Source organism: Kribbella qitaiheensis (assembly GCF_014217565.1).
GTDB lineage: Bacteria > Actinomycetota > Actinomycetes > Propionibacteriales > Kribbellaceae > Kribbella > Kribbella qitaiheensis_A.
This window is the reverse complement of the sequence record NZ_CP043661.1, coordinates 1,026,479-1,047,298: the sequence shown is the minus strand read 5'-3', so window position 1 is coordinate 1,047,298 and position 20,820 is coordinate 1,026,479. Positions and strand designations below refer to the sequence as shown.

At 67.8% G+C, this 20,820-nt stretch carries 25 protein-coding genes and 2 pseudogenes; 18 read left to right on the top strand and 9 right to left on the bottom strand.

Annotated features, from left to right (window positions below; translation table 11 throughout):
* Window positions 1-4: 4 nt before the first annotated feature.
* Window positions 5-1,129, top strand: coding sequence for an alkaline phosphatase family protein (locus F1D05_RS04595; protein WP_185446157.1), 1,125 nt, complete (start codon window positions 5-7; stop codon window positions 1,127-1,129).
* Here F1D05_RS04595 and F1D05_RS04590 read toward each other — a convergent pair.
* Both F1D05_RS04590 and F1D05_RS04585 read right to left on the bottom strand, forming a co-directional pair.
* Window positions 1,126-2,772, bottom strand: a complete 1,647-nt coding sequence (locus F1D05_RS04590) for a S8 family peptidase (protein ID WP_246486426.1) — start codon at window positions 2,770-2,772, stop codon at window positions 1,126-1,128. The genes F1D05_RS04595 and F1D05_RS04590 overlap by 4 nt on opposite strands.
* A 99-nt stretch (window positions 2,773-2,871) precedes the next feature.
* Window positions 2,872-3,408: a dihydrofolate reductase family protein gene (locus F1D05_RS04585; RefSeq protein ID WP_185446155.1), complete on the bottom strand. Its 537-nt coding sequence runs from the start codon at window positions 3,406-3,408 to the stop codon at window positions 2,872-2,874.
* A gap of 136 nt (window positions 3,409-3,544) precedes the next feature.
* Here F1D05_RS04585 and F1D05_RS04580 point away from each other — a divergent pair, with 136 nt between their 5' ends.
* From F1D05_RS04580 to F1D05_RS04560, 5 genes are all read left to right on the top strand, one after another.
* Window positions 3,545-3,874 carry a YciI family protein gene (locus tag F1D05_RS04580; protein ID WP_185446154.1) on the top strand — a complete coding sequence of 110 codons (330 nt, stop codon included), beginning with the start codon at window positions 3,545-3,547 and terminating at the stop codon, window positions 3,872-3,874.
* Window positions 3,875-3,888: 14 nt separating this feature from the next.
* The gene (locus F1D05_RS04575) at window positions 3,889-5,181 is read left to right on the top strand and encodes an RNA polymerase sigma factor (RefSeq protein WP_185446153.1); all 1,293 of its coding nucleotides are present in this window, start codon (window positions 3,889-3,891) and stop codon (window positions 5,179-5,181) included.
* Between the two features lie 1,014 nt (window positions 5,182-6,195).
* Entirely contained in the window at window positions 6,196-6,852 is a 657-nt protein-coding gene (locus F1D05_RS04570) for a thymidine kinase (protein ID WP_185446152.1), read from the top strand.
* Window positions 6,849-7,670, top strand: a complete 822-nt coding sequence (locus F1D05_RS04565; RefSeq protein ID WP_185446151.1) for a sulfurtransferase — start codon at window positions 6,849-6,851, stop codon at window positions 7,668-7,670. Before F1D05_RS04570 ends, F1D05_RS04565 begins: the two co-directional genes overlap by 4 nt.
* Before the next feature lie 131 nt (window positions 7,671-7,801).
* Window positions 7,802-8,890 carry a DUF4185 domain-containing protein gene (locus F1D05_RS04560; RefSeq protein ID WP_185446150.1) on the top strand — a complete coding sequence of 363 codons (1,089 nt, stop codon included), beginning with the start codon at window positions 7,802-7,804 and terminating at the stop codon, window positions 8,888-8,890.
* A gap of 55 nt (window positions 8,891-8,945) precedes the next feature.
* Here the strand turns inward: F1D05_RS04560 and F1D05_RS04555 are convergent, their stop codons facing one another.
* Both F1D05_RS04555 and F1D05_RS04550 read right to left on the bottom strand, forming a co-directional pair.
* Window positions 8,946-9,776 carry a hypothetical protein gene (locus tag F1D05_RS04555; RefSeq protein WP_185446149.1) on the bottom strand — a complete coding sequence of 277 codons (831 nt, stop codon included), beginning with the start codon at window positions 9,774-9,776 and terminating at the stop codon, window positions 8,946-8,948.
* 75 nt (window positions 9,777-9,851) lie between these two features.
* Window positions 9,852-10,739: a LysR family transcriptional regulator gene (locus tag F1D05_RS04550; RefSeq protein ID WP_185446148.1), complete on the bottom strand. Its 888-nt coding sequence runs from the start codon at window positions 10,737-10,739 to the stop codon at window positions 9,852-9,854.
* 71 nt (window positions 10,740-10,810) lie between these two features.
* On the opposite strand from F1D05_RS04550, the gene F1D05_RS04545 reads away from it, so the two are divergent.
* From F1D05_RS04545 to F1D05_RS04525, 5 genes are all read left to right on the top strand, one after another.
* Window positions 10,811-11,662 (top strand): dihydrodipicolinate synthase family protein, encoded by an 852-nt coding sequence (locus F1D05_RS04545; protein WP_185446147.1) that lies wholly within the window; start codon window positions 10,811-10,813, stop codon window positions 11,660-11,662.
* A 41-nt stretch (window positions 11,663-11,703) separates the two neighbouring features.
* Window positions 11,704-12,243, top strand: coding sequence for a hypothetical protein (locus tag F1D05_RS04540; RefSeq protein ID WP_206686077.1), 540 nt, complete (start codon window positions 11,704-11,706; stop codon window positions 12,241-12,243).
* A gap of 64 nt (window positions 12,244-12,307) precedes the next feature.
* Window positions 12,308-13,186: an NAD-dependent epimerase/dehydratase family protein gene (locus F1D05_RS04535; RefSeq protein ID WP_246486425.1), complete on the top strand. Its 879-nt coding sequence runs from the start codon at window positions 12,308-12,310 to the stop codon at window positions 13,184-13,186.
* Complete coding sequence (locus F1D05_RS04530) at window positions 13,186-14,451, top strand: enolase C-terminal domain-like protein (RefSeq protein ID WP_185446145.1); 1,266 nt, start codon at window positions 13,186-13,188, stop codon at window positions 14,449-14,451. The genes F1D05_RS04535 and F1D05_RS04530 overlap by 1 nt, the downstream gene beginning before the upstream one ends.
* Window positions 14,452-14,726: 275 nt before the next feature.
* Window positions 14,727-15,317: a TIM barrel protein gene (locus F1D05_RS04525; RefSeq protein ID WP_206686306.1), complete on the top strand. Its 591-nt coding sequence runs from the start codon at window positions 14,727-14,729 to the stop codon at window positions 15,315-15,317.
* Between the two features lie 26 nt (window positions 15,318-15,343).
* On the opposite strand, the gene F1D05_RS42820 is transcribed toward F1D05_RS04525, so the two are convergent.
* Entirely contained in the window at window positions 15,344-15,502 is a 159-nt protein-coding gene (locus tag F1D05_RS42820) for a hypothetical protein (protein WP_246486987.1), read from the bottom strand.
* Between F1D05_RS42820 and F1D05_RS39735 the strand changes: the two are divergent.
* The 4 genes and pseudogenes from F1D05_RS39735 to F1D05_RS04515 form a co-directional block, all read left to right on the top strand.
* A pseudogene (locus F1D05_RS39735) lies at window positions 15,468-15,563 on the top strand (hypothetical protein); the annotation flags it as partial. The gene F1D05_RS42820 and the pseudogene F1D05_RS39735 sit on opposite strands and share 35 nt — an antisense overlap.
* 52 nt (window positions 15,564-15,615) lie before the next feature.
* The gene (locus tag F1D05_RS41800) at window positions 15,616-16,302 is read left to right on the top strand and encodes an ROK family protein (protein WP_281388909.1); all 687 of its coding nucleotides are present in this window, start codon (window positions 15,616-15,618) and stop codon (window positions 16,300-16,302) included.
* The gene (locus tag F1D05_RS41795) at window positions 16,188-16,532 is read left to right on the top strand and encodes an ROK family protein (protein WP_281388908.1); all 345 of its coding nucleotides are present in this window, start codon (window positions 16,188-16,190) and stop codon (window positions 16,530-16,532) included. Before F1D05_RS41800 ends, F1D05_RS41795 begins: the two co-directional genes overlap by 115 nt.
* Complete coding sequence (locus tag F1D05_RS04515; protein ID WP_185446144.1) at window positions 16,529-17,080, top strand: GNAT family N-acetyltransferase; 552 nt, start codon at window positions 16,529-16,531, stop codon at window positions 17,078-17,080. Before F1D05_RS41795 ends, F1D05_RS04515 begins: the two co-directional genes overlap by 4 nt.
* Before the next feature lie 3 nt (window positions 17,081-17,083).
* Here F1D05_RS04515 and F1D05_RS39730 read toward each other — a convergent pair whose 3' ends face one another.
* From F1D05_RS39730 to F1D05_RS39720, 3 genes and pseudogenes are all read right to left on the bottom strand, one after another.
* The gene (locus F1D05_RS39730; RefSeq protein ID WP_246486424.1) at window positions 17,084-17,752 is read right to left on the bottom strand and encodes a Gfo/Idh/MocA family protein; all 669 of its coding nucleotides are present in this window, start codon (window positions 17,750-17,752) and stop codon (window positions 17,084-17,086) included.
* Window positions 17,753-17,864: 112 nt separating this feature from the next.
* Window positions 17,865-18,179: pseudogene (locus tag F1D05_RS39725) on the bottom strand (Gfo/Idh/MocA family protein); the annotation flags it as partial.
* Window positions 18,180-18,192: 13 nt separating this feature from the next.
* Window positions 18,193-18,585: a hypothetical protein gene (locus tag F1D05_RS39720; protein WP_246486423.1), complete on the bottom strand. Its 393-nt coding sequence runs from the start codon at window positions 18,583-18,585 to the stop codon at window positions 18,193-18,195.
* On the opposite strand from F1D05_RS39720, the gene F1D05_RS42815 reads away from it, so the two are divergent.
* From F1D05_RS42815 to F1D05_RS04495, 3 genes are read left to right on the top strand one after another with little or no spacing between them, the layout of a single operon-like run.
* Complete coding sequence (locus F1D05_RS42815) at window positions 18,502-18,747, top strand: tetratricopeptide repeat protein (RefSeq protein WP_428995021.1); 246 nt, start codon at window positions 18,502-18,504, stop codon at window positions 18,745-18,747. The genes F1D05_RS39720 and F1D05_RS42815 overlap by 84 nt on opposite strands.
* Entirely contained in the window at window positions 18,635-18,892 is a 258-nt protein-coding gene (locus tag F1D05_RS42810) for a tetratricopeptide repeat protein (RefSeq protein WP_185448987.1), read from the top strand. Before F1D05_RS42815 ends, F1D05_RS42810 begins: the two co-directional genes overlap by 113 nt.
* Window positions 18,893-18,922: 30 nt before the next feature.
* Window positions 18,923-19,696: a hypothetical protein gene (locus F1D05_RS04495; protein WP_185446142.1), complete on the top strand. Its 774-nt coding sequence runs from the start codon at window positions 18,923-18,925 to the stop codon at window positions 19,694-19,696.
* 470 nt (window positions 19,697-20,166) lie between these two features.
* On the opposite strand, the gene F1D05_RS04485 is transcribed toward F1D05_RS04495, so the two are convergent.
* On the bottom strand, window positions 20,167-20,691 hold the full coding sequence (locus F1D05_RS04485) for an SRPBCC domain-containing protein (protein ID WP_185446141.1): 525 nt from the start codon (window positions 20,689-20,691) through the stop codon (window positions 20,167-20,169).
* Between the last annotated feature and the right edge of the window lie 129 nt (window positions 20,692-20,820).

Sequence of the window (20,820 nt, the reverse complement as noted above, 5' to 3'; positions counted from 1 at the left end):
GCCGGTGACCGACCCGACCCCGGTCCTCCCTGCTTACGGCGGCGGGTCGCTGGCGGACGTCCTACCCTCGGTGGCCGGCGCCCTGTCGGTCCCGAACGAGCAGAACCTTCTCGGGCTGCCGACTGCCGCCCGGTACGCCGTACTGCTGCTCGACGGCCTCGGCTGGAATCTCCTCCAGCGCAACGCGGACGCCGCTCCCTACCTGTCATCACTCGCGGGGCGAAGCCTGACGGCGGGAGTGCCGTCCACCACCGGGGTGAGCCTGACAAGCTTCGGGACCGGGCTGCCGCCGGGCGCTCACGGCATGGTCGGCTACACCTCGATCGTGCCGGAGACGGGCGCGCTGCTGAACGCGCTGTCCTGGGACGCCCCGGTGGATCCGCGCCGCTGGCAACCACACCAGACCGTCTTCGAGCGAGTCGCGGCCGCCGGTGTCGCCACCCGCAACGTGAGCAAGGCGCGCTTCGACAACTCCGGGCTGACGGCGGCCGCGTTCCGGGGGAGTTCGCATCGTGGCGCCGACACCGTCGAGGACCGCCTCGACGCGACCAGGTTCGCCAGCCGCGAAGGCAAGTCGTCGCTGGTCTACGTGTACGACTCGCAGCTCGACTACACCGGTCACGGGCAGGGGAGCGCGTCGTGGCAGTGGCGCAAGGAACTCGCCGCGGCCGATGCCTTCGCGTCGCAGGTCCGTTCCGCGCTGCCGCGGGACGCCGTCCTGCTGGTCGTCGCCGATCACGGCATGGTCGACGTCGCGCCGCAGAACCGCATCGATCTCGACGCCGAGCCCGAACTCACCGACGGCCTCCGGCTGATCGGCGGCGAATCGCGATTCCGCCACCTGTACTGCGTGGACGGTGCTGCCGCCGACGTGCTGGCGACGTACCGCGAACGGCTCGGTGACAACGCCCTGGTGCTCAGCCGGGAAGAGGCCACGAGCCGAGGCTGGTTCGGCGCCGTCGAGGACCGGGTCGCGCCCCGGATCGGTGACGTCGTGGTCGCCTCACTCGGACCGGTCGCGCTCGTCGCCAGCCGTCGCTACCCGAACGAGGCCGGCCTGATCGGCCTGCACGGCTCGCTGACGGAAGACGAGATGCTGATCCCGCTCCTCATCGACGAAGGCCGCTAGAAACTCCAGACGTTCCAGTAGAAGGTGGCCTGGGCCGTCTTCGCGTCGGCGTCTCGTGCCGTCACGGTCACCTTGTAACGTCCGGGGCCCGGTGACAGTACGCCGGTGATCCAGCCGCGTTCGCCGTCGATGCTCAGGCCGGGCGGCAGGCCGGTCGCGGTGTAGCTGATCTCGCCCTTGCTGCTCATGCCCTTCAGCAGCAGCGGAATCGCGGGGATACCGCCGAAGCCGAGCTGCTCGCCAGGCTTGGTGATGCTCACTCCGGCCGTCGGCGTCGACGCTGTGGCGGCACCGACAGCCTCGGCCGCGTCGACCAGCCCTTCGCCGTAGTACGAGTTGTTCGCCTCTGATCCGGTGCACTCGCCACCGTTCGACGCCGGACAGGCAAGGTCGTTGGCCTCGGCGGACAGCTTGACCCGCACCTGCTCAGGGGTGAGCTTCGGATTCGCACTGCGGATCAGCGCGACGACACCGGCGACGTGCGGCGAGGCCATCGACGTACCGTCCAGGGTCTGGTAGCCGCCGCCCGGGATCGTCGAGTAGACGTCGACACCGGGTGCGGCGACGGTGATCTTGTTCGTGCCGTAGTTCGAGAAGGTCGCCTTCAGGTTCTCCGGGTCGACCGCGGCGGCAACGACCACTCCCGGCAGCTCGGTCGGCAGGCTGATGCAGTCGTCGGTGACCGTCCGCGCGGTCGCGCTCGAGTCGTTGGGGCTGGCATCGTCGGTCGACTTCTCGGCCAGGTTGTAGTCGTCGTTGCCCGCGGCGGCGACATTGACGACGCCCTTGGAGTCGGCGAACGCGACAGCGCGTCGTACGGCCTCGGCGATCGCGGCCTGGTCCGGATCCGCTGGGCAGGCGAACAGCCAGGGGTCGACGTAGTAGCTGTTGTTGGTGACCGAGACACCCGACTGGCCGGCGAAGACGAAGGCGCAGACGGTGTTCTCGGGGAAGAACAGCTGGCTGCCGGCCTCGGCGACGCGGATGGACGACACCTTCACACCCGGCGCGACCCCGACCATGCCCTTGCCGTCCTTGGCCGCGGCGATCGTGCCCGCGACGTGGGTGCCGTGCTCACCGACCGGACGCCACGCGCCGGGCCGGGTGTCGATCTTCCCGTAGGCGCAGGACGCCGACTTGCCGGCGTCGAAGTTCGCCTTGAGGTCGGGGTGCTGGTCGTCGACGCCGGTGTCCAGCACGCCGACGGTGATGCTCTTCGACCCTTGGTTCACCGCCCAGGCCTTGTCCGCGCCGATCTGAGTCATGTCCGACCGCTCGGTCTCGGGGGCGCCGTCGGTGCGTTCGACCGGCGCCGGGGGGATCTGCGGATCCGCGGCGGCGGGCGGCAGGTCCGACGTACGGGTGGCTCCGACCTTCTGTACTCCGGCGACCGTGCGCATCCGGCCGGCGAAGTCCGCGTTCGCCGAGTGCACGACCAGTACGCCGATGCCGTCGTACGCCGCGTAGACCGTGCCGGCATTCGCAGTCACCCCGCTGACGACCTGCGCGGTCTGGCTCGGCGCCGTGATCACGAAGTACGCCCGCAGGCCCGCCTCGACCCTGGCCGGGGCAGCGGCAGACGGAACCGCGGCACCGCCAACGGCAAGCCAGCAGACAAGGGCGAGGATCAGGGCTTTGCGCACGACCAAGTAGAACCCGCGAACAGCTCAGAGCGAAACCCGACGCACCCGGCCTCAGCGGTCATCGACCCACACCACGATTCCATGGGTGATCTGAGCCGGTCAGGCCGGCTGGTAGGTGAGGTGGACGACGCCGGTCGGGAATGCCTGCGAGTCGGCGAGCTCCAACGGCACCCGCCCACCCGTGTCGTCGAAGAGGCGCTTGCCGCTGCCCAGCACGATCGGGCAGACCGTGAGATGCAGCTCGTCGAGCATTCCGGCGCGGACCAGCGACCGGACCAGGGTGGCGCTGCCGGTGATCGTGATGTTCCGGCCGGGCTGCTGTTTGAGTGCGGTCAGGGCGGCCACGACGTCACCGTCGATCAGGGTGCTGCCCGCCCAGTCGACCGAGGTCAGCGTCGTGGACGCCACCAGTTTCGGCGTGCCGTTCATGAAGTCGGCGACCTCACCGGTCTGACCGGGCCAGATCGCCGCGAACTCCTGGTACATGGTCCGACCGAGCAGCAGCGTGTCGGTGGCGTCGCGGCGGGACTTGATCGACTGCCCGATCTCGTCGCAGTAGTAGTCGAAGCTCCACTTCTCCGGCGACTCGATGACGCCGTCCAGCGACATGTGCAGCCCGGCAACGATCTTCCGCATGATGTTCTCCTTCAGGTAGGTCGTCCTCTACTGGTGCAGCGAACGGCCCTGGGCCGGATCGACACGGGCGGCGAAATTGTTTGAATATTTTTTATGCGACGATGGACCGCTTCGCCGGCCGAGTGAGAGGACAGTCATGCGGTTCCTGATGACGACCAACGGTGGCGGTCCCGCACCGACCCCCGAGCTGTTCGCCGAGATGGGGCGGTTCGTGGAGGAGCTGACGAAGGCCGGTGTCCTGCTGGCCGGCGGCGGGCTTGATCCCAAGGGCACCCACTTCTCGGCCCGCAGCGGCCAGGTCACCCTGACCGACGGTCCGTATACCGAGGCGAAGGAGTCGATCGTCAGCTTCGCCCTGATCGAGGTGCGGACCGAGGACGAAGCGATCGAGCTGGCCAAGCATTTCTGGAGGGTCGTCGGTGACGGGGAAGGCGACGTTCGCCGGGTCTACGGGGCCGAGGACTGAGAGCTGCGGGCCCGGTGACCGACGTCCTAGGTGAAGATGAAGCTCGCCGTACCGTGGAGACGGTGTGGCGGCTGGAGTCTGCCCGCATCGTGGGCGCCCTGACCCGGCTCGTCCGCGACGTCGGCCTCGCCGAAGAACTGGCCCAGGACGCGCTGGTCGCCGCGCTGCAGGACTGGCCGCGGATTGGAGTTCCCGACAACCCGGGCGGCTGGCTGATGCTCACCGCCAAGCATCGGGCGATCGACCGGCTGCGCCGCAACGACCGGCTCGACGCCAACGTCGCGCAGCTCGGCAACAGTTTCGCTGACCGGCAACGCGAGGCGATCCACAACGGGTCGGCCGACTTCGACGCGGTCATCGACGACGAGGACCTCACTGACGACGTCCTGCGACTGATCTTCATCGCCTGTCATCCAGTGCTGCCGACCCCCTCCCGCGTCGCGCTGACGCTGCGGCTGGTCGGCGGTCTGACCACCGAGGAGATCGCCCGCGCGTTCATGGTCGCCGAACCGACGATCGCGCAACGGATCGTGCGGGCCAAGCGGACCCTCGGCGAGAAGCGCATTGCCTTCGAAGTGCCACCGGCGCCGGAACGCGCCGAGCGCCTCGCCTCGGTGCTCGAAGTCGTCTATCTGGTTTTCAACGAGGGCTACTCGGCCACGGTGGGCGACGACTGGCTTCGGCCCGACCTGTGCCGGGAGGCGCTGCGCCTGGGCCGCGTGCTCGCCGAACTCGCACCGGACGAGCCCGAGGTGCACGGTCTGGCGGCGCTCATGGAGATCCAGGCATCCCGATTCCGGGCGCGAGTCGATCTGTCAGGCCGGCCCGTCCCGCTGGCGGACCAGAACCGCGGCCGCTGGGATCAGTTGCTCATCCGGCGCGGCTTCACCGCTCTGCTACGCGCTGGCAGCACAAACCGCCCGGTCGGGCCGTATGTGCTGCAGGCGGCCATCGCCGCCTGCCACGCCCAGGCCAGGCGGGCCGAGGACACCGACTGGGAACGGATCGCGGCCCTCTATCAGACGCTCCTCCACGTGGCTCCTTCACCCGTGGCACGGCTCAATTGCGCGGTGGCGGTATCGATGACGAGTGGCCCGGAGGCCGGACTGAGCATCGTCGACGAGCTGACCGGACATTCGGCGTTGCGGGACTACCATCTGCTGCCCGCGGTACGCGGAGACCTGCTCGCCAAGCTCGGGCGGATGGACGAGGCCCGGGTCGAATTCGAACGGGCCGCGCAGTTGACCCGCAACGCGCCGGAGCGCGAGGCGCTGCTCCGAAGGGCGTACGCGGCGGGCGCCGTGTAACCGTTCGGGCCTGTGGTGGTGCGCGGCATGAAGGGCGGAACCGGATCGAGCTGGAAGATCACGACAGGGCTGTATTGCGAGGTCGCCGGTGACGAAGGTGTCGGGTCGACCAGCCTCGTCCACCCTCGACGATGACTACATCCACCGGCACCACCTCCGCGCCGAGGCCAGATTGAAGATCGCGACCTGGATCGTGGGCTTCTACGACGCCAGACGGCGTGACAGCGATTGCGGCGGCATGTCGCCCATCGACTGGCGGTATATGACCGAAGCGAAAGGCGCTACGGCCGCGTACGGGGAGTGCTCTACTCAGCTGGGATTGACCAAGGTCGGAGTTCGGGGCGGAGGCCCGAGAAACGTCAGCAGGCCCCCAGAGCCCCCCCTCGCCGCACTCTTGACCCAGAGGGGGGCCAGACGAGTGGGGACGATGACGTTCGCCGAGAGATCGCTTGGCAAGCATTGACGGTGCGTGCGTTGGAAATCTGGGGCGGCGACCCGAACGGTCGGCTCAACCGAATAGCGGAGGGGCTAGGGCACGAACCTGTGCGAACTCGCACCACGTTGACGTGCCGATCCAGCCCCTTGCAGTCCGCGAGGCGTGCGGGTTGCCGGATGAGTTGGCCAGTCTCCGGGTCCTTGCCTTCGACAACATCCAGGATGGCTGCGGGGACGTTCACTCCTTCTCGCGTCATCCGGTCGGCATGCCAGGCGATGAAAGTAGAGGCGCGGCGCTCGCGGGCATCGTCCGGCCCCGCGATGAACTCAGGCCCGGTTGCGGAGTGGGCCGCTCAGACCGTCGTCCACGTGCTCACTGATGAGTCGCAGACCCATCGCGGCGGCCTTCGCGTGCACATCCGCGAGCATGCCCTCCTTGGAGAGATTTCATCACCTGCCAGCTTGCTCAAGCGGACGTATAGGGAGGCAGTGTCGGAAGGGGCGCCAGGTAGTCTTGCGGCCCTGCGGGTGGCCATCCGGGCCTCCTGTCCAAGATGTGCGTTTAGGCAAAGGTAACCTGTGGCCGACCTCCTCTACTTCACTGGGACGATGGACTGCGGCAAGTCGACGCTCGCCCTGCAGATGGATCACAACCACAAGACGCGGGGGCGGCTGGGCAAGATCTTCACCAGCAACGACCGGGCCGGGGAGTCGACGCTTTCGTCGCGACTCGGGCTCGAGGCGGCCGCGATCGAGGTGCGGCCCGACTTCGACTTCTGGCAGTACGTCGTCGACGAACTGACCCACGGCGGCCGGATCGACTATGTGGTCTGCGACGAGGCGCAGTTCTACCAGCGCGAGCAGGTCGAGCAACTCGCCCGGCTGGTGGACGAGCTGCAGATCGATGTCTTCTGCTTCGGCATCCTCACCGATTTCCGCGCGATGCTCTTCCCCGGCTCTGCCCGGCTGGTCGAGCTGGCCGACCGGACGGAACTGCTCCAGGTCGAGGCGCTGTGCTGGTGCGGCGAACGCGCCACCCACAACGCGCGGACCGTCGCCGGGGAGATGGTTACCGAAGGCGAGCAACTCGTCCTCGGTGACATGGAAGACCCGGAGAACGTGGTCGAGACGGCGTACGAGGTGCTGTGCCGTCGCCATCATCGGCGCAAGCTGACCGCCGCCCGTGCTCGTGCCACGCTGTCACCTGAGGTCCTGCCTTTCGGAGGTGCCGGATGAACCCGCTGATCACGGCCGAGTCGTTGCGCTCGGCCACCGACCGCCAGGTCGTCATCGACGTCACCTGGAACCTGGTGGGCGCACCCGGCCGGGACACGTACGACGCCGGCCACATCCCCGGCGCGCATTTCGTCGATCTCGACGCTGAGCTGGCCGGAGCACCTGGTGACGGCGGACGTCATCCGTTGCCTGAGGCAACCGTCGTCGAAGCGGCGTTGCGCCGTGCGGGAGTCGGCCCGGACACGACGGTCGTGGTCTACGACGCGGCGAACTCGATGGCCGCGGCCCGCGCGTGGTGGATCTTCCGGTACTTCGGGGTGCGCGACGTGCGCGTTCTCGACGGCGGCTTCGCGGCGTGGCAAGCAGCCGGGGGAGAGGTCAGTACTACGGTGCCCGCCGATGCGGCCGGCTCGTTCGTCGTTTCGGCCGGCCGGGTACCGATGCTCGATGCCTCAGGCGCTGCTGCCATGGCTTCGACCGGCGTATTGCTGGACGCGAGAGCGCCGGAGCGGTTCGCGGGCGACGTAGAACCGATGGACAAGGTCGCAGGCCACATCCCGGGTGCCGTGAACGCGCCGACCACCGGGAACGTCGCCGGCGACGGCCATTTCCTGTCGGTCGATGACCTGCGGAAGCGCTTCGCCGAGCTCGGCGTCGACGGCTCTGGTGAGGTCGGCGTCTACTGCGGGTCCGGCGTCACCGCTGCGCACGAAGCACTCGCCTTGGAGATCGTCGGCATCGAGGCGCCGGTCTACGTAGGGTCCTGGTCCGAGTGGATCACCGACCCGGATCGTCCGATCGCCACCGGTCGCTCCTGACTTTTTAGGACGCGGCTATTCGACGGTGCTCGAAAAGCCGCACGCTTGCGCTCGGACGAGTCCTTGACTTCGCCAAGCGGCTGGGGAAATGTCGTGGGCAATCGATTTCCTGCCCCGAGGAGTTGACGACGATGCCAGAACCGACAGTCAAGAGATCCACCTTCCTGAAGGCCGCCGCAGTGGGCGCGGGAGCGTTGCTCGCGGCTCCGGCGGTCGCGAATGCGACCGCGCGCGGCGTACAGGGTGTGCAGGCGGTGACGACCAACAAGGTCAAGGATCTGACCGGGCCCGGGCTGACCAACCAGTTCCGGATGCAGGCGACCGACCTGGGGATTCCGGCGCGGACGCCGGACGGGCGGTTGCTGTTCATGTTCGGCGACACGTTCGAGAACCCGTCGGTCGGTGGCGGCTGGTGGCGTTCGCCGGTCGCGTTGTGGTCGAACACGACGAACCTCGCGTCCGGGGTGACCTGGTCGGGCGCTGTCGGGGGAGCGGCGGCGCAGCAGTTGTGGGACTACCCGCACGACAACCCGACGTTCTCCACCGTGCTGCCGTCGGACGTGATCACGGTCGGCGGGTCGATGTACCTGCACGCGATGGTGAACAAGGGGCTCGGCAACGTGGTGTGGACCGAGATCTGGCGCTCGGACAACTCCGGTGCCGGCTGGTATCACACCGGCGCGAAGTTCCCGAGCGATCTGGATGGCGGGTTGTTCCAGCTGCTCACCTGGGGGCTCGGCAACGACGGGTATGTCTACGTCTACTCGACCGGGTTCCAGCGGGACAAGCCGATCATCCTGAAGCGGGTGCGCAGCGATCAGCTGGCGAACCCGGCGGCTTACGAGCCGTGGGGGTTCCGCGACGGCGCCTGGAACTGGGGTAATCCCGCGACGCCGATCCTGTCCGGCAGCTTCGGTGAGATGAGCCTGCGTCCGCTCGGCGGCAAGTGGGTGCTGACCTGGTTCAACGCCGGCGATTACCGGATCGACGGGATCATCATGGACACGCCGACGTCGAACCTCTACACGGCGTACCGGCAGAACTTGATCTACGGCGGCGCCTGGGGCCAGGAGAACGACAATCACGTCGCCCAGCTGTACGGCGGCTACATCATCCCCGGCTCCACCCTCAGCGACCTGCACTTGTCCGTCAGCCAATGGAACACCGACGCCGGCTGGCCCTACCGAGTCATGCAGTTCCGCGTCCGCGGCTTCGGGTGACAGTAGCTGCCGGGCGGAGAGATATCCCTCCAACCTCTCCGCCCGGCAGTTGCTCTTAGTAGGGGAGGGCGACGTAGTCGACGTGTTGGCCGACGTTCGGGTTGTTCTCGATCTCGCGGGGGACGTCGCGGACGATCAGGCCGGTCTGTTCCGCCGCTGACAAGGCCGCCTGGTCGTAGCGCGTCTTGCTCCAGATGTCGCACATATACTTGCGCGTCTTGAGGTAGTCGACGTACCGGGCCATGTGGGCGTCGTCCAGGCCGAGTGCCGCGAAGAGCGCGATCCGGTCGCCGTCCTTCTTCGCGACCCGCCACTTCGGGTACTTGTCGTGCTCGTGCGGCAGCGGCGCCTTCGATTTCGGGAACTTCAATAGCGTGCCGTTCCCGCTGTGCGTCGTCCGCAGGCTCCACACCGCGACATCACCGACGCGAGTGCGGACGTACTTGTTCTCGCCCACCGACAGATCCGGCGTGTTGTGCGACTGGTGCCGCAGGTTCAGCCCGCCGGTATGCCGGTAGTGGTCCTGCAGATAGACCCCGAATCTCAGGATCGTGTACCGCCCGTTCCAGTCCGGTGCGTTCGGGTCGACGCGGTCGGCGTTGTCCTTGTGGAACCCCCGCTGGACACCGTTCACCGTGAAGGCACTGTCGCCGGAGTAGACGATCTTGTCCTCACCGAGGATCTGGCGAGCGATCTTGACGAAGTTGCCGTCCGTCAGCACCTCCCGCAGCCGGGAATTCGCCAGCAGGTCGCCCCCGAAATGCTTCCGCGACCAGTGCGCTGCCTCCCGCAGCCGCTTGACGTCGTCCTTCGAGTACACCCCACGGACGATCGTCCACCCGTTCTCCCAGAACCCGGGAACATCGACGCCATCCACCGCAGCCATTCGCTTACCTCCACTCAGCCGGGCCGGCGACCCGGTCATACCCCCTCGATGCAGGGCCGCGGTGGTTTGTTGCGATCAGTTCGAGAGGTAGGCGTCCGTGGAGGCGCGAACTGCCGCAGCGAAGGCAACGACGGCGGGATGACCGGCGGCACCGGGGCGGTGCGCGATGCGAGTCCGACGGCGAGCGTCGAGAGCAATCAGCCGTACGCCGGGAGGTGGGTCGGCCGCTGCCAGTTGAGGGACCAGCGAGACGCCTTGCCCGGCCGCGACGAGCGCGAGAACCGCGGCGAAGTCGTCCGCGTAATGCCGAATCCTCGGGCTGACCCCGGCCGCGTGGCAGAGCTGCAGGATGACGGCGTGGCACACCGTGCCAGGAGTCCCCGCGATCCAGGCCGCCTCACCTGTACTACGAATCTCGTCGATCCCAGTCCCAGCCTGTACTGCGAGGAACACCGTCTCCTCCAGCAGCGGCGACTCCTCGAGACCGTGATCCGGCGACGCGGGCAGTACGTCGTAGTCGTGAATCAACGCGACATCCAAGCGCCTCTCCCGCAGCGCCTCCGGCACATCGGCCGGATCCAACTCGGTCACCATCAACTCCAGCCCGGGATGGTCGCGTCCGAGCGTCACCAGCGCAGCGGGCAACACCGTCCGTACGGCGGTCGGGAAGGCGCCGATCCGCAACGGCCCCGATAGCTCGTCGCCGGCCGCCGCCACCGCGGCACCTGCCTCCTCCAACGCGGACAGCACGGTATCCGCGTGCCGTACGAGCACCACTCCGGCCGGTGTGAGGACTACCCGCCGACCGGACCGCTCGAGCAGCGGCACACCAGCCTCACGCTCCAGCGCGGCCAACTGCTGCGAGACGGCCGACGGCGTGTACGTGTGGACCTTCGCCACGGCCGCGATCGTCCCGAGCTGGGCAAGATCACGGAGTAGCCGGAGCCGGCGGACGTCGAGCATAAGCCCACCTTACGGTTTGCCGCAGAAACCTGAACTGGACCTTCTCCTTCGATCGACCCGAGGCTGGTTCCATGACGCTCACCGGACTGTTCGTCCCCTTGATCACCCCATTCGACCCTGAAGGTGCCGTCGCCTTCGACGCCCTGGAATCACTCGCCCGACGACTCCTGACCGAAGGGGCGGACGGTTTGGTTGCTCTCGGCACCACCGGCGAGCCAGGCTCACTCACCGAAGCCGAACGCCAGGCGGTCATCGACATCGCGGCCCGCGTCTGCCGGGAGCGCGACGCGAAGCTCCTCGTGGGCGCCAACACCCCACAAGCGCTGGAGGATCTGCGCGGCAGGGGAGAGGTGCACGCGGCCCTGACCGTAGTGCCGCCTTTCGTGCGGCCAGGCGAAGCCGGAGCCGTCGCCTACCTCACGCAACTCGCAGCCAACAGCCCCGTGCCGCTGGTGATCTACCACGTTCCCTACCGCACAGGTCAGACTCTGTCCGCGTCCGCCCTCACCCAGCTGGGCTCTCTCCCCAACGTGATCGGCGTGAAGTACGCCGCCGGCGGCATCACCGAAGACACCATCGCCTTGATGGCCGACCTGCCGCCCGACTTCGCAGTACTAGGCGGTGACGACCTGTTCATCTCACCCTCACTCGCGCTGGGCGCCCACGGCGCAATCCTCGCCTCGGCCCACCTAGCCACCGCCGACTTCGCCGCACTCATCACCGCTTGGCGGACAGGCGACCTCGCCACAGCCCGCCCGCTCGGCCACCGCCTGTCCCGCCTCTCCCAAACCCTCTTCGCCGAACCAAACCCCAGTGTAATAAAGGCAGCCCTCCACGCCAGCGGCCGCATTCCCACCCCAGCCGTGCGGCTCCCACTCCTGCCCGCCAGTCGCGACGCCCTCGCCGCGGCGCTGACCTGGTAGATGGCATGGCGGCACGGCCAGCGATGGAGGATCATCAGCTTGTGCATACCTCTTCGCTGACCGGCTCGCGTTGGCTTCTGCCGCTGGCAGCCGGGCTTCCTGCAGCTGTCATTGTTGCCCTCTTCGTTGGGTTCTCCACTCCGGCACCGTGGACCGCGGCGTTGATCTGTGGCGTGATCGCCGGTGCTCTGCTCGCCGGCCTGAGGGATCACCAGGCCCAAGCACAGCGCGAACTCATCCGCAACGCGGTCGGCGACCTTCCGATCGACCTGGTGGTCTCTGCCCTCCGCGCGATGCGAAAGGGTGCCGTTCCCGCCGATCCGGAGATCCGCGAAGCTGCGCTGAACATCGCCGAATACCAGTTGACGCTGACACCGTCCAGGAGTGTCGCGATGTCCGTCTTCCCTCTGACCGGCGCCGTCCTGGCGATCGTCAGCGCTTCCACCGCGCCAGACTGGGTCCTGCTGGTCTTCGCTCTGCCCACCCTGCTCGCCCTCGCCTGCACCGGCGTGCTGCTCTGGCAGGCGTACTACCTACCCCGCCACCTCCGTGAACGTATTCGCCGGCTGACGTCCCTGTGATGCTCTTCCTGATAATCCAGAAACAGTTCCTCAGGGGTGTCGGAATGTCAGGAGGCATAAAAGGTTGACTTCCCCATTGGCGAGACGCCGGGTGCTGGTGACGGGGGCGGCCGGTCGGATCGGTTCGGCGACGACCACCCATCTGGTCGAGCTCGGTGCGCTGGTGACGGCGTTGACGAACGTGGCAGCGCCGGACCTCAAGGCCGACCGGGTGATTGTGGGCGACACCCGGTCGGAGGAGGACGTCGCGACGGCGCTGGCCGACGTGGAACTGGTGGTGCATCTCGCCGCCCTGCCGTCCCCGGGCTCCGGTACGCCGTACGAGGTCTACACGATCAACACGGTGTCCACCTTCAACGTGCTCGCCCAGGCCGGTGCCCTCGGTATCGATCGCGCGGTCATCGCGAGCAGCATCAACGCGTACGGCGGGCCGTACAACCCGCACGAAGTACGGCCCGCGTACTACCCGATCGACGAGAACGTGCCGGCCGACATCGGCGACTGGTACTCGCTGTCGAAACAGAACGACGAGAACACCGCCAGGATGGCCTGGCGGCACTGGGGGATCGACGTGGTGTCGTTCCGGTTCCCGCACACCAACTCGGCCGACGTACTGCGGCAGCAGGTGGACGCCTATCGGGAGAACCCAGGCAATGGGGTCCGGGAAGGCTGGGCCTACCTGGACACCCGCGACGCGGCGTACGCGATCGAGCTGGGGCTGACCGCCTCGTTGTCGGGGGCGCACCAGTTCCTGGTCGCGGCCGACACCACCAACGCGCCGTACGAGACCGAGGCGCTACTGGATGCGTTCGCGCCGGGGGTGCCGCGGTTGCGGCGACTCGTCGGGCGCGAGGTGGCACTCGACCTGACCGCCGCGAGAACCGTGCTCGGGTTCAAGGCCCGGCACCAGTTCGACCTTCCGACCGAGCGACTGGAGATTTGATGCCGCAGGAGACGCCCGCCACCTTCGCCCAGCCCTGGCCGGTCCGCGATGACATCCGGATCCGGTCCGTGCAGGCGATCGTCACCGCACCGCAAGGCATTCCGCTCGTGGTGGTGAAGATCGACACCACCGAGCCCGGGCTGTACGGCCTGGGGTGTGCGACCTTCACGCAACGCTGGAAGGCGGTGAAGACGTTCGTCGACGAGCACCTGGCCCGGTTGCTGGTCGGCCGGTACCCGGGCGATATCGGCGACCTGGTCCGGCTGGCCGGCTTCTCCGGCTACTGGCGTGGCGGCCCGGTGACCAACAACGCGATCTCCGGGATCGACGAGGCGTTGTGGGACATCGCCGGTAAGCGGGCCGGCATGCCGGTCCACGAACTGCTGGGCGGCAAGGTGCGCGCCGCTGCCGACACCTACATCCATGCCGGTGGCATCACCATCGACCAGACCCTCGAGCAGGCGAAGGACTTCGTCGCGCAGGGCTGGCGTCACATCCGGCTGCAGGTGTCGACGCCCGGTGGTGGTGGGTACGGCGCGCCTCGGCTGGCCACGCTGTACCCGGAAGCGCCGTACCGCAACGGCTGGTCGGCACGCGACTACCTCCGTACTACGCCGGACCTGTTCGCGGCGGCCCGGCAGTCGTTGCCGGACAACGTCGAGTTGCTCCACGACGTCCACTCGCGCCTGACGCCCAAGGAAGCCGTCCTGCTGGCCCGATCGCTCGAGCCGTACCGGCTGTTCTTCCTCGAGGACGTGCTGGCACCTGAGCACTGGGACCGGTTGCCCGAAGTACGGGCGGCTTCGCCGGTGCCGTTGGCCGTCGGTGAGCTGACCACCTCGATGGGTGACGCCGTTCGGCTGGTTCGCGACGGTGGCGTCGACTTCATCCGCTCGCACATCTCCGACATCGGCGGTCTCACCCCGGCGCGCAAGGTCGCCGACCTGGCCGAGCTGTGCGGCGTCCGTACGGCGTGGCACGGTCCGGGGGACACCTCGCCGATCGGGGCCGCCGCCAACGTGGCGCTCGACGTCAGCTCGGTTGCCTTCGGCATCCAAGAAGGCCACATCTACAACGAGGCGACGCACGAGGTGTTCCCGGGCACGCTCCGGATCGTCGACGGCTGGCTGACGCCGAACGAGGCGCCCGGCTGGGGGATCGACATCGACCTGGAGGCGGCCGCACGTTATCCCGCGGAACTGTCCGGTCACGACGAGTGGGCCGCCGGTGTCCGGCGCATCGATGGTGCCCTGGAAGCGCCATGAAATTCGCCGTCTTCACCGACTCGACCCCGGAGTGGACTCCCGAGGAAACCGTGAGATCCTCGCCGCGCAAGGTTGGGACGGGATCGAGTGGCGGATCACCGATCACGTGGAGTCGGCCACCGGCACTCCCGGGTTCTGGGCGGGTAACCGGTCGACCTGGCCGCTGACCGGACTCGAAGAGAACCTCGACGCGATCCGCCTCCTCACCAAAGAGGCAGGGCTCGAGTTCTCCGCGCTCGGCGGCTACGTGCCGCCCACCGAGCGGGTGGACACCGATCGGTTGCTGGCCGCAACCGCCGCGCTCGGAGCCGGACAAGGTCCGGATCGCCGGTCTGGACGTTGCACCCGGCCAGACTTATCGCGAGGCTTTCGCGGCCTACCGGGAGCATTGGGAATGGGTCGAGGACCGTGCCCGCCACCACGGCGTACGGGCGTTGGTGGAGTTGCATTTCGGGTCGATGACGCCGAGCGCGTCGGCGGCCCGGCGGTTGCTCGAAGGACTGGATCCAGCGTACGTCGGGGTGATCCACGACATCGGCAACCTGGTGATCGAGGGCTGGGAGGAGCCGGCCCACGGACTCGACCTGCTCGGTGAATACCTGGCTCACGTGCACGTGAAGAACTGCGCGTTTCATCTGGCCGGAGTGGATAGCGACGGAACGCTGCGCTGGGAGCCGAAATGGGTGCCCTTGCGCGAGGGCCGCGCGAACCTGGCGGAATTGTTCCGGGCACTGTTCTCGGTCGGCTACGACGGCTGGGTCACCCCGGAGGATTTCTCCACCCTGGTTCCGCCGGCCGAAAGGACGTCGGCGAACCTCGAATACGTCCGCTCGCTCGCAAGCGCCGCAGGTTACCGTCTCGGCTAGCCGTGGGGGCTGCCAGGGGCGTTTTTTCAACGGGGAAAGTTGGCGACGAGGAGGTGGGCGATGGTCACGTCCGACAATGACTCCGCGGTGCTCGACGAGCAGACGCGAAGCGGTGCGAACCAGTACGACCTGGGCTCCTTCAACGAGGCCGTGATCATCGAGACGATCCGGCTGGCGGGCATCATCAGCCGGACCGAGATCTCCCGCCGGACCGGGCTGACCCAGCAGTCGGTCTCGCGGATCCTGCGCGTGCTGCTGCAACAGGGCCTGCTGGTCGAGGAGGCCCAGGAACGCGATCGTGCGGCGCGAGACCGTCGACCTGGCGGCCGATCTGGACGCGAGCAGGCTGGTGGATCTGGCCTCGGCGACCGTCACGGCCGCGCTCAGCATCAGTCAGGTGGATGCGGCCTCGATGCTCGGTGTCGGGGTGGCTGTGCCGGGCCCGATCAATGCCGACGGCACCTTCTTGGACCTGCCGTTGCAGCCGGCCTGGCGCGGTCTGGAGATCCGCCAGCTGCTGCAGCACCGGTTCAACCATCCCGTGCTGGTGGAGAAGGACGGCACGGCGGCGGCGATCGGTGAGCGTTGGATCGGCCGGTCCGCGCGGGCCTGCGACTTCGCCTATCTCTACCTGGGCACCGGCGTCGGCAGCGGACTGATCCTGAACGGCTCGATCTACCGCGGCCTGAGAGCCAACGCGGGCGAGTTCGGTCAGCTGTGTGCCCTGAAAATGGGCGAGTGGGACACGCAGGGCGGCCCGCGGATGATGGCCGAATGCAACCCGACGGCCTCGCTGCCGGTAATTGCCGAAGGATTCGGATATGTCGAGACCGATCCGAACGCGACCGACGAGGCGAAACGTACAAGGCGGTGTGCAAAGCCGCCGCCGCCGGTGATCCGGCCGCCGAGAAGGCGGTCACCCAAGTGGCATCGGTCATTGCGCAGGGTGCGGTCGGGCTGGTGGATCTACTCGATATCGATCTGATCGTTCTCGGCGGCCCGGCGTTCGAAAAGGAAATCGCCGGGGTGTTCCTTTCCGAAATCGACCGGGCGGTGAATTCGCACCCGATCGCGAAAGGCACCCGGACGGTCGCGGTGGAGGAGTCGATGCTGCAGGCCGACGCGGCCGCGGTGGGCGCCGCCTCGACGATCTTCCACGACGCCTTCACACCCCGCGTCGGCGGCTCGAGCCAGGCTCGTAGGCTACCGAAATGAACCTGACCCGCCAGCTCACCGCCGATGTCGAACTCCGGCTGGTGCGACCTTCCGACGCCGAGTCCTTCTGCGCCGCGCAGTACAGATGCCGTGAGCAACTACGCCCGTGGGAGCCGGCGCGTACGGACGAGTGGTACGAGCCGGCCTTCCAGGCCACGCGGTTCCAGAACGCGCTCGACAACGACCTGATGGTGCCGTGGGTGCTGGCCACCGAGGACCGGGTGATCGGCGCGATGACGCTGTCGAACATCGTGCGCGGACCGTGGCGCAATGCCGATCTCGGCTACTGGGTGGATGCCGCCGAGGTCGGCCGGGGTCTGGCCTCGGCCGGTGTCGCCGCGGTCTGCGAACTCGCCGACACCGAACTCCTCCTGCACCGGATCGCGGCCAGCACCCTGGTCGACAATGAGGCCTCCCAGCGTGTCCTGCAGAAGAACGGCTTCACCCAGTTCGGGTTCGCCCCCGACTACCTGCATATCAACGGTGCGTGGCGAGACCACAACCTCTACCAGCGCATTCTCAACAAGCGCGAGCCGGGCGAGGTCTGAGCCTCAGCTCGGCGGCAGACCGATACCTCTGCTGACCTCCACGTCGTCGTAGCGGCCTTCGAGGACATCGACGAACTTGACCGGCCGCTGCAACGTCGAGGCGACGTAGACCGCGCGCACTGTGGCGAGCGCGTCGATGGCGTCGTGGACGGTGATGCCCGGCTGCTTGCCGTTGCCGATGGCATCGAAAATGTCCTCGTACTGTGCGACGTGGCCGCCCGGCTGCTCCGCGTCGACCGTTACCTCGTCGGTGGAGCCGTCGACGTTGAAGCGGCGCAGTTCGTCGTCCTCGAGCTCTGCGCCGCCTTCGGTTCCGTGCACCGAGACGCGGGTCCGGCCGCCCGGGAACGCGGCGGTCGTCGCATGCAGGGTGGCGACCGCGCCGGACTCGAAGGTCAGGGTGGCGACCACGGTGTCCTCGACCTCGATTGCGTGGTGGGCCGCGCGGATCGCCTGGGCCTGGATGTTCACCGGCCGGCCCATGAACCACAGCAGCAGGTCGACGGTATGGACGCCCTGGTTCATCAGTGCGCCGCCGCCGTCCTGTTCCCAGGTGCCACGCCAGCCGGCGGACGCGTAGTACTCGTCGCTTCGCCACCAGGCGACGGAGGCGACTGCCGAGGTCAGCTGGCCGAACCGGCCCGGCCTGGATGGCCTGGGCGATGCGGGCACTTCCAGGGTCGAAGCGGTGCTGGCTGATCACCGACGAGACGACACCGTGGTTCGCCGCCCTGGTGGCCGCGGCGCCTAGGCGGCGGGCGCGGATGAGGTCGACGTCGAGTGGCTTCTCGATGACGACGTGCTTCTCCTCGCCGAGTGCCTGCTCGGCGAGCGCGGCGTGGGTACCGCTCGGCGTGCAGATGGCGACGAGCGAGATGTCTGATCCCGACAGAGCGGCCGTCAGGTCGTCGTACGTTTTCGGCTCCGGCTGACCGGTCTCTTTGAGCCAGGTCGCCAGCGCCTCCCGCGCGGCCGGATCACCGTCGACCAGCGCGGTCACGGTTGCATCCGGCCGGGCGGCGATGGTTTCGGCGTGGGTGCGGCCGATGATCCCGCAGCCCACGATCGCGACCTGGTGGTTGTTCGTCGAGTCAGACATCTTGCCCTTTCGTCTAGTTCGTCCAATTCTGGAAAACGCTATCCGATCCGGGCGTTGCCGTCACCTGCGCGCCGACTTCGCAGGTCGGCGTTATCTCAGTACCCATTTCTGCAGTGGTGCTGAGGTGAGGGCTTTCGGCGGTGTGGCTGGGGAGTTGCCGGGCCGCCTTGCCGAGCCGTGACAGGGTCCGACTCGGCAGTCGATGATGGTGGGTATGACCCCACGTTGGAGGATGGCCGCTTGGGTTGGCCGGAACATCAATCGGGCGGCTGACATCGACTTGGAGGACCTGGCGGGCCGCAACGCTCTCGCTGTCGCCTATGTGGAGGCTGGTGATCCGGCGCGTGCAGTTCCACTCTTCGAGCAGATTCTGTCCGTTCAGGTGCGGACGCAGGGCGGGGACCATCTGGACACGCTGAGCACCCGTAACAACCTGGCCAATGCCGTGATGTGGGCTGGGGGATTGGGAGCGGGCTGCCGCGCTGTTCGAGCAGACCTTGACCGCCCGGGTGCGGGTGCTGGGCCCGTACCATGCCGACACGTTGAACACTCGCAACGGTCTCGCTGACGCATACCACGAGGCGGGAGACCGGGACGCAGCCGCCGCGCTGTTCGAGCAGACCCTCGTCGACTGCCGTAGGGTCCTGGGCAGGAAGCACCCTCTGACCAGGCTGGTAAGGGCGAACCTGACGGAGCTGAACCGTATTTCGTAGGGGCCTCCGGTCAACGGAAAAGGAGGCTTGATGACTGCCCGTCCGCTGTTGAGCCCGCCACCGCTGCAGGCGCACACCCGCTGGGTCCGTGTGACTTTCGACGGCGTGACGATCAGCGTCACCCGCCGGCTCAACCCGCTTCCCCGTTCGCGGACCGCGCGGTACCCCTTGGCCGACGTGACCGCCGCAGAGTTTGCCTGGTGCGGCGGAGAAGGCGAATTCCGACAGTTCGAGTTGCGGTTGCTACGCCGAGGGCCGACGCTGCGGATCGGTGTGCGGATCGGAGACCGGCACCAACGCGACATTCCTTGGGAGGTGCTGGCCGAGACGATCAACGAGGCCAGTGGACAGCGGATGCGGCACATCCTGCGCGCCTCGGTGGGGCTGGGACCGTGGAGTGAGGCGGTCTGGCAGCAAGTGGAGGCCCGGACGCCCGAGCTGCAGGTCTTCGCAGAGCCCTACTACGACGATCGGACCCGTCAGTGGGGGGAGGCAACCGGCCACCGGGAAATGGTGGCGAGGCAAGTACTGCAAGCTCTGTCGAAGGACGGCATTGACGCTGTCCCGTGCCCCTACCCGCCTCCCCCAGAACCGGGTTACCCCCCTCACCAGTCGACGTGGCGGGGCTTCCAGTTCCGTGACAGTGAGCGCGCCGAACAGTGGCGAAGCGAAGCCTGGTTCGAGTTCCTCGACCGGATCCAATTAGGTCCGGAGGTGACAGGCACCGCCGTCTGGGCGGAGGACGCTTCTGCACTCCTCGCCTGGGGCCACCACCTCCACGCATGCAGGAGCCACAGGCGCTGAGCATCAGCAGCGACGTGTCCTGCTCGCCGAGGTGGGTCACGGGGGAGTGGCGGTACTCGGGGCTTGAGCAGCACCGAGCCGCCAGCGGCGTTAGCGAGCCGACGCGGGCGGGGTTACCGCCCGCCCTGGTTCCGATGCGGGTTGCTCTTTCCTGGCCCCACCATCGTGACCAATGAGCTGACCCGTACCGGGTGGCGCTGGCCAGCTTCACCTCACGTCACCGGTTGGGTCTGCTGCCGGCCGGCCGGACAGTCCGGGTTTTGAGAGGATTTCTGCGAACGGCGACCTGCGAGAACGTTGATCACTCCAAGGCGTCTCGCAGAACTCTCGCATCTGGTCATTTGTGAGAGGCGCGGAGCATCATCCTGTTGGCGGGCAGGCGCCGCCGGTGATCTCGGCGTAGAACTCCGCGAGGGCGAGCGCGTCGGGTGCGTTCACCGTGACGCCGTCGAGCCTGATGTGGTCGGACATCAGCTGGGCGGCGAGTTCTGGTAGTCGGATATGAGTTCGGTCCAGCGGTCTTTCCAGGTTGGGGCCGGGGTCCGGGCCGACCAGCCGTCGGGGTGTACTGGACCGTCGATCGTCAGTGAGCGGGCGAGGTCCTCGAGGTGGGCCTGCCAGCCGGCTCCGTGGAAGTGCAGTGAGCCGACCGGTAGGCCGCGTTGCTCGACCACGAGCTTGGTCCGCGATCCTTCTACCGTGAGCCAGGCCTCGAGCTGGGACTCCTCCTCGCCACCCGGCTCCGTCGTGAGCAGCAAGTGGTGCGGCGCCTCGCACACCTCGATCCTGGCGGGTCCGCTCCAGGTGCTCGTGAAGACGGCATGGATCGTGCCGCCTTCGTGCAGTTCGCCGGACACCCGGGCGATCCAGCGCGCGAGTCGCTGCGGCGTAGTACACGCCTGCCACAGGTCGTCGATGTCGGTGTCGTAGACGTCCTCGACGCGTACCGTGCCACGGCTCTCGTCGAGCGCTCGCCTGGTCCCGATGGTCTTCACTCGCGTTCCTTCTTTCCTCGTACGATCTCCGTGTGCAACGCGGAGAGGCGGCTCTTCCACAGGATGCGGTATCCCTCGAGCCACTCATCGACCTCGACGAGCGCCTCCGGTAGCAGGCGCCGAGGCCAC

What these genes read in the sequence shown, in the direction of transcription:
- F1D05_RS04585 (WP_185446155.1), bottom strand. Translation starts at nt 3,408, where the DNA reads ATGCGGAAGATCGTTGCCGGGCTGCACATGTCGCTGGACGGCGTCATC.
- F1D05_RS04580 (WP_185446154.1), top strand. Translation starts at nt 3,545, where the DNA reads ATGCGGTTCCTGATGACGACCAACGGTGGCGGTCCCGCACCGACCCCC.
- F1D05_RS04565 (WP_185446151.1), top strand. Translation starts at nt 6,849, where the DNA reads ATGAACCCGCTGATCACGGCCGAGTCGTTGCGCTCGGCCACCGACCGC.
- F1D05_RS04560 (WP_185446150.1), top strand. Translation starts at nt 7,802, where the DNA reads ATGCCAGAACCGACAGTCAAGAGATCCACCTTCCTGAAGGCCGCCGCA.
- F1D05_RS04555 (WP_185446149.1), bottom strand. Translation starts at nt 9,776, where the DNA reads ATGGCTGCGGTGGATGGCGTCGATGTTCCCGGGTTCTGGGAGAACGGG.
- F1D05_RS04550 (WP_185446148.1), bottom strand. Translation starts at nt 10,739, where the DNA reads ATGCTCGACGTCCGCCGGCTCCGGCTACTCCGTGATCTTGCCCAGCTC.
- F1D05_RS04545 (WP_185446147.1), top strand. Translation starts at nt 10,811, where the DNA reads ATGACGCTCACCGGACTGTTCGTCCCCTTGATCACCCCATTCGACCCT.
- F1D05_RS04530 (WP_185446145.1), top strand. Translation starts at nt 13,186, where the DNA reads ATGCCGCAGGAGACGCCCGCCACCTTCGCCCAGCCCTGGCCGGTCCGC.
- F1D05_RS42820 (WP_246486987.1), bottom strand. Translation starts at nt 15,502, where the DNA reads ATGATGCCCGCCAGCCGGATCGTCTCGATGATCACGGCCTCGTTGAAG.
- F1D05_RS04515 (WP_185446144.1), top strand. Translation starts at nt 16,529, where the DNA reads ATGAACCTGACCCGCCAGCTCACCGCCGATGTCGAACTCCGGCTGGTG.
- F1D05_RS39720 (WP_246486423.1), bottom strand. Translation starts at nt 18,585, where the DNA reads ATGGTCCCCGCCCTGCGTCCGCACCTGAACGGACAGAATCTGCTCGAA.
- F1D05_RS04495 (WP_185446142.1), top strand. Translation starts at nt 18,923, where the DNA reads ATGACTGCCCGTCCGCTGTTGAGCCCGCCACCGCTGCAGGCGCACACC.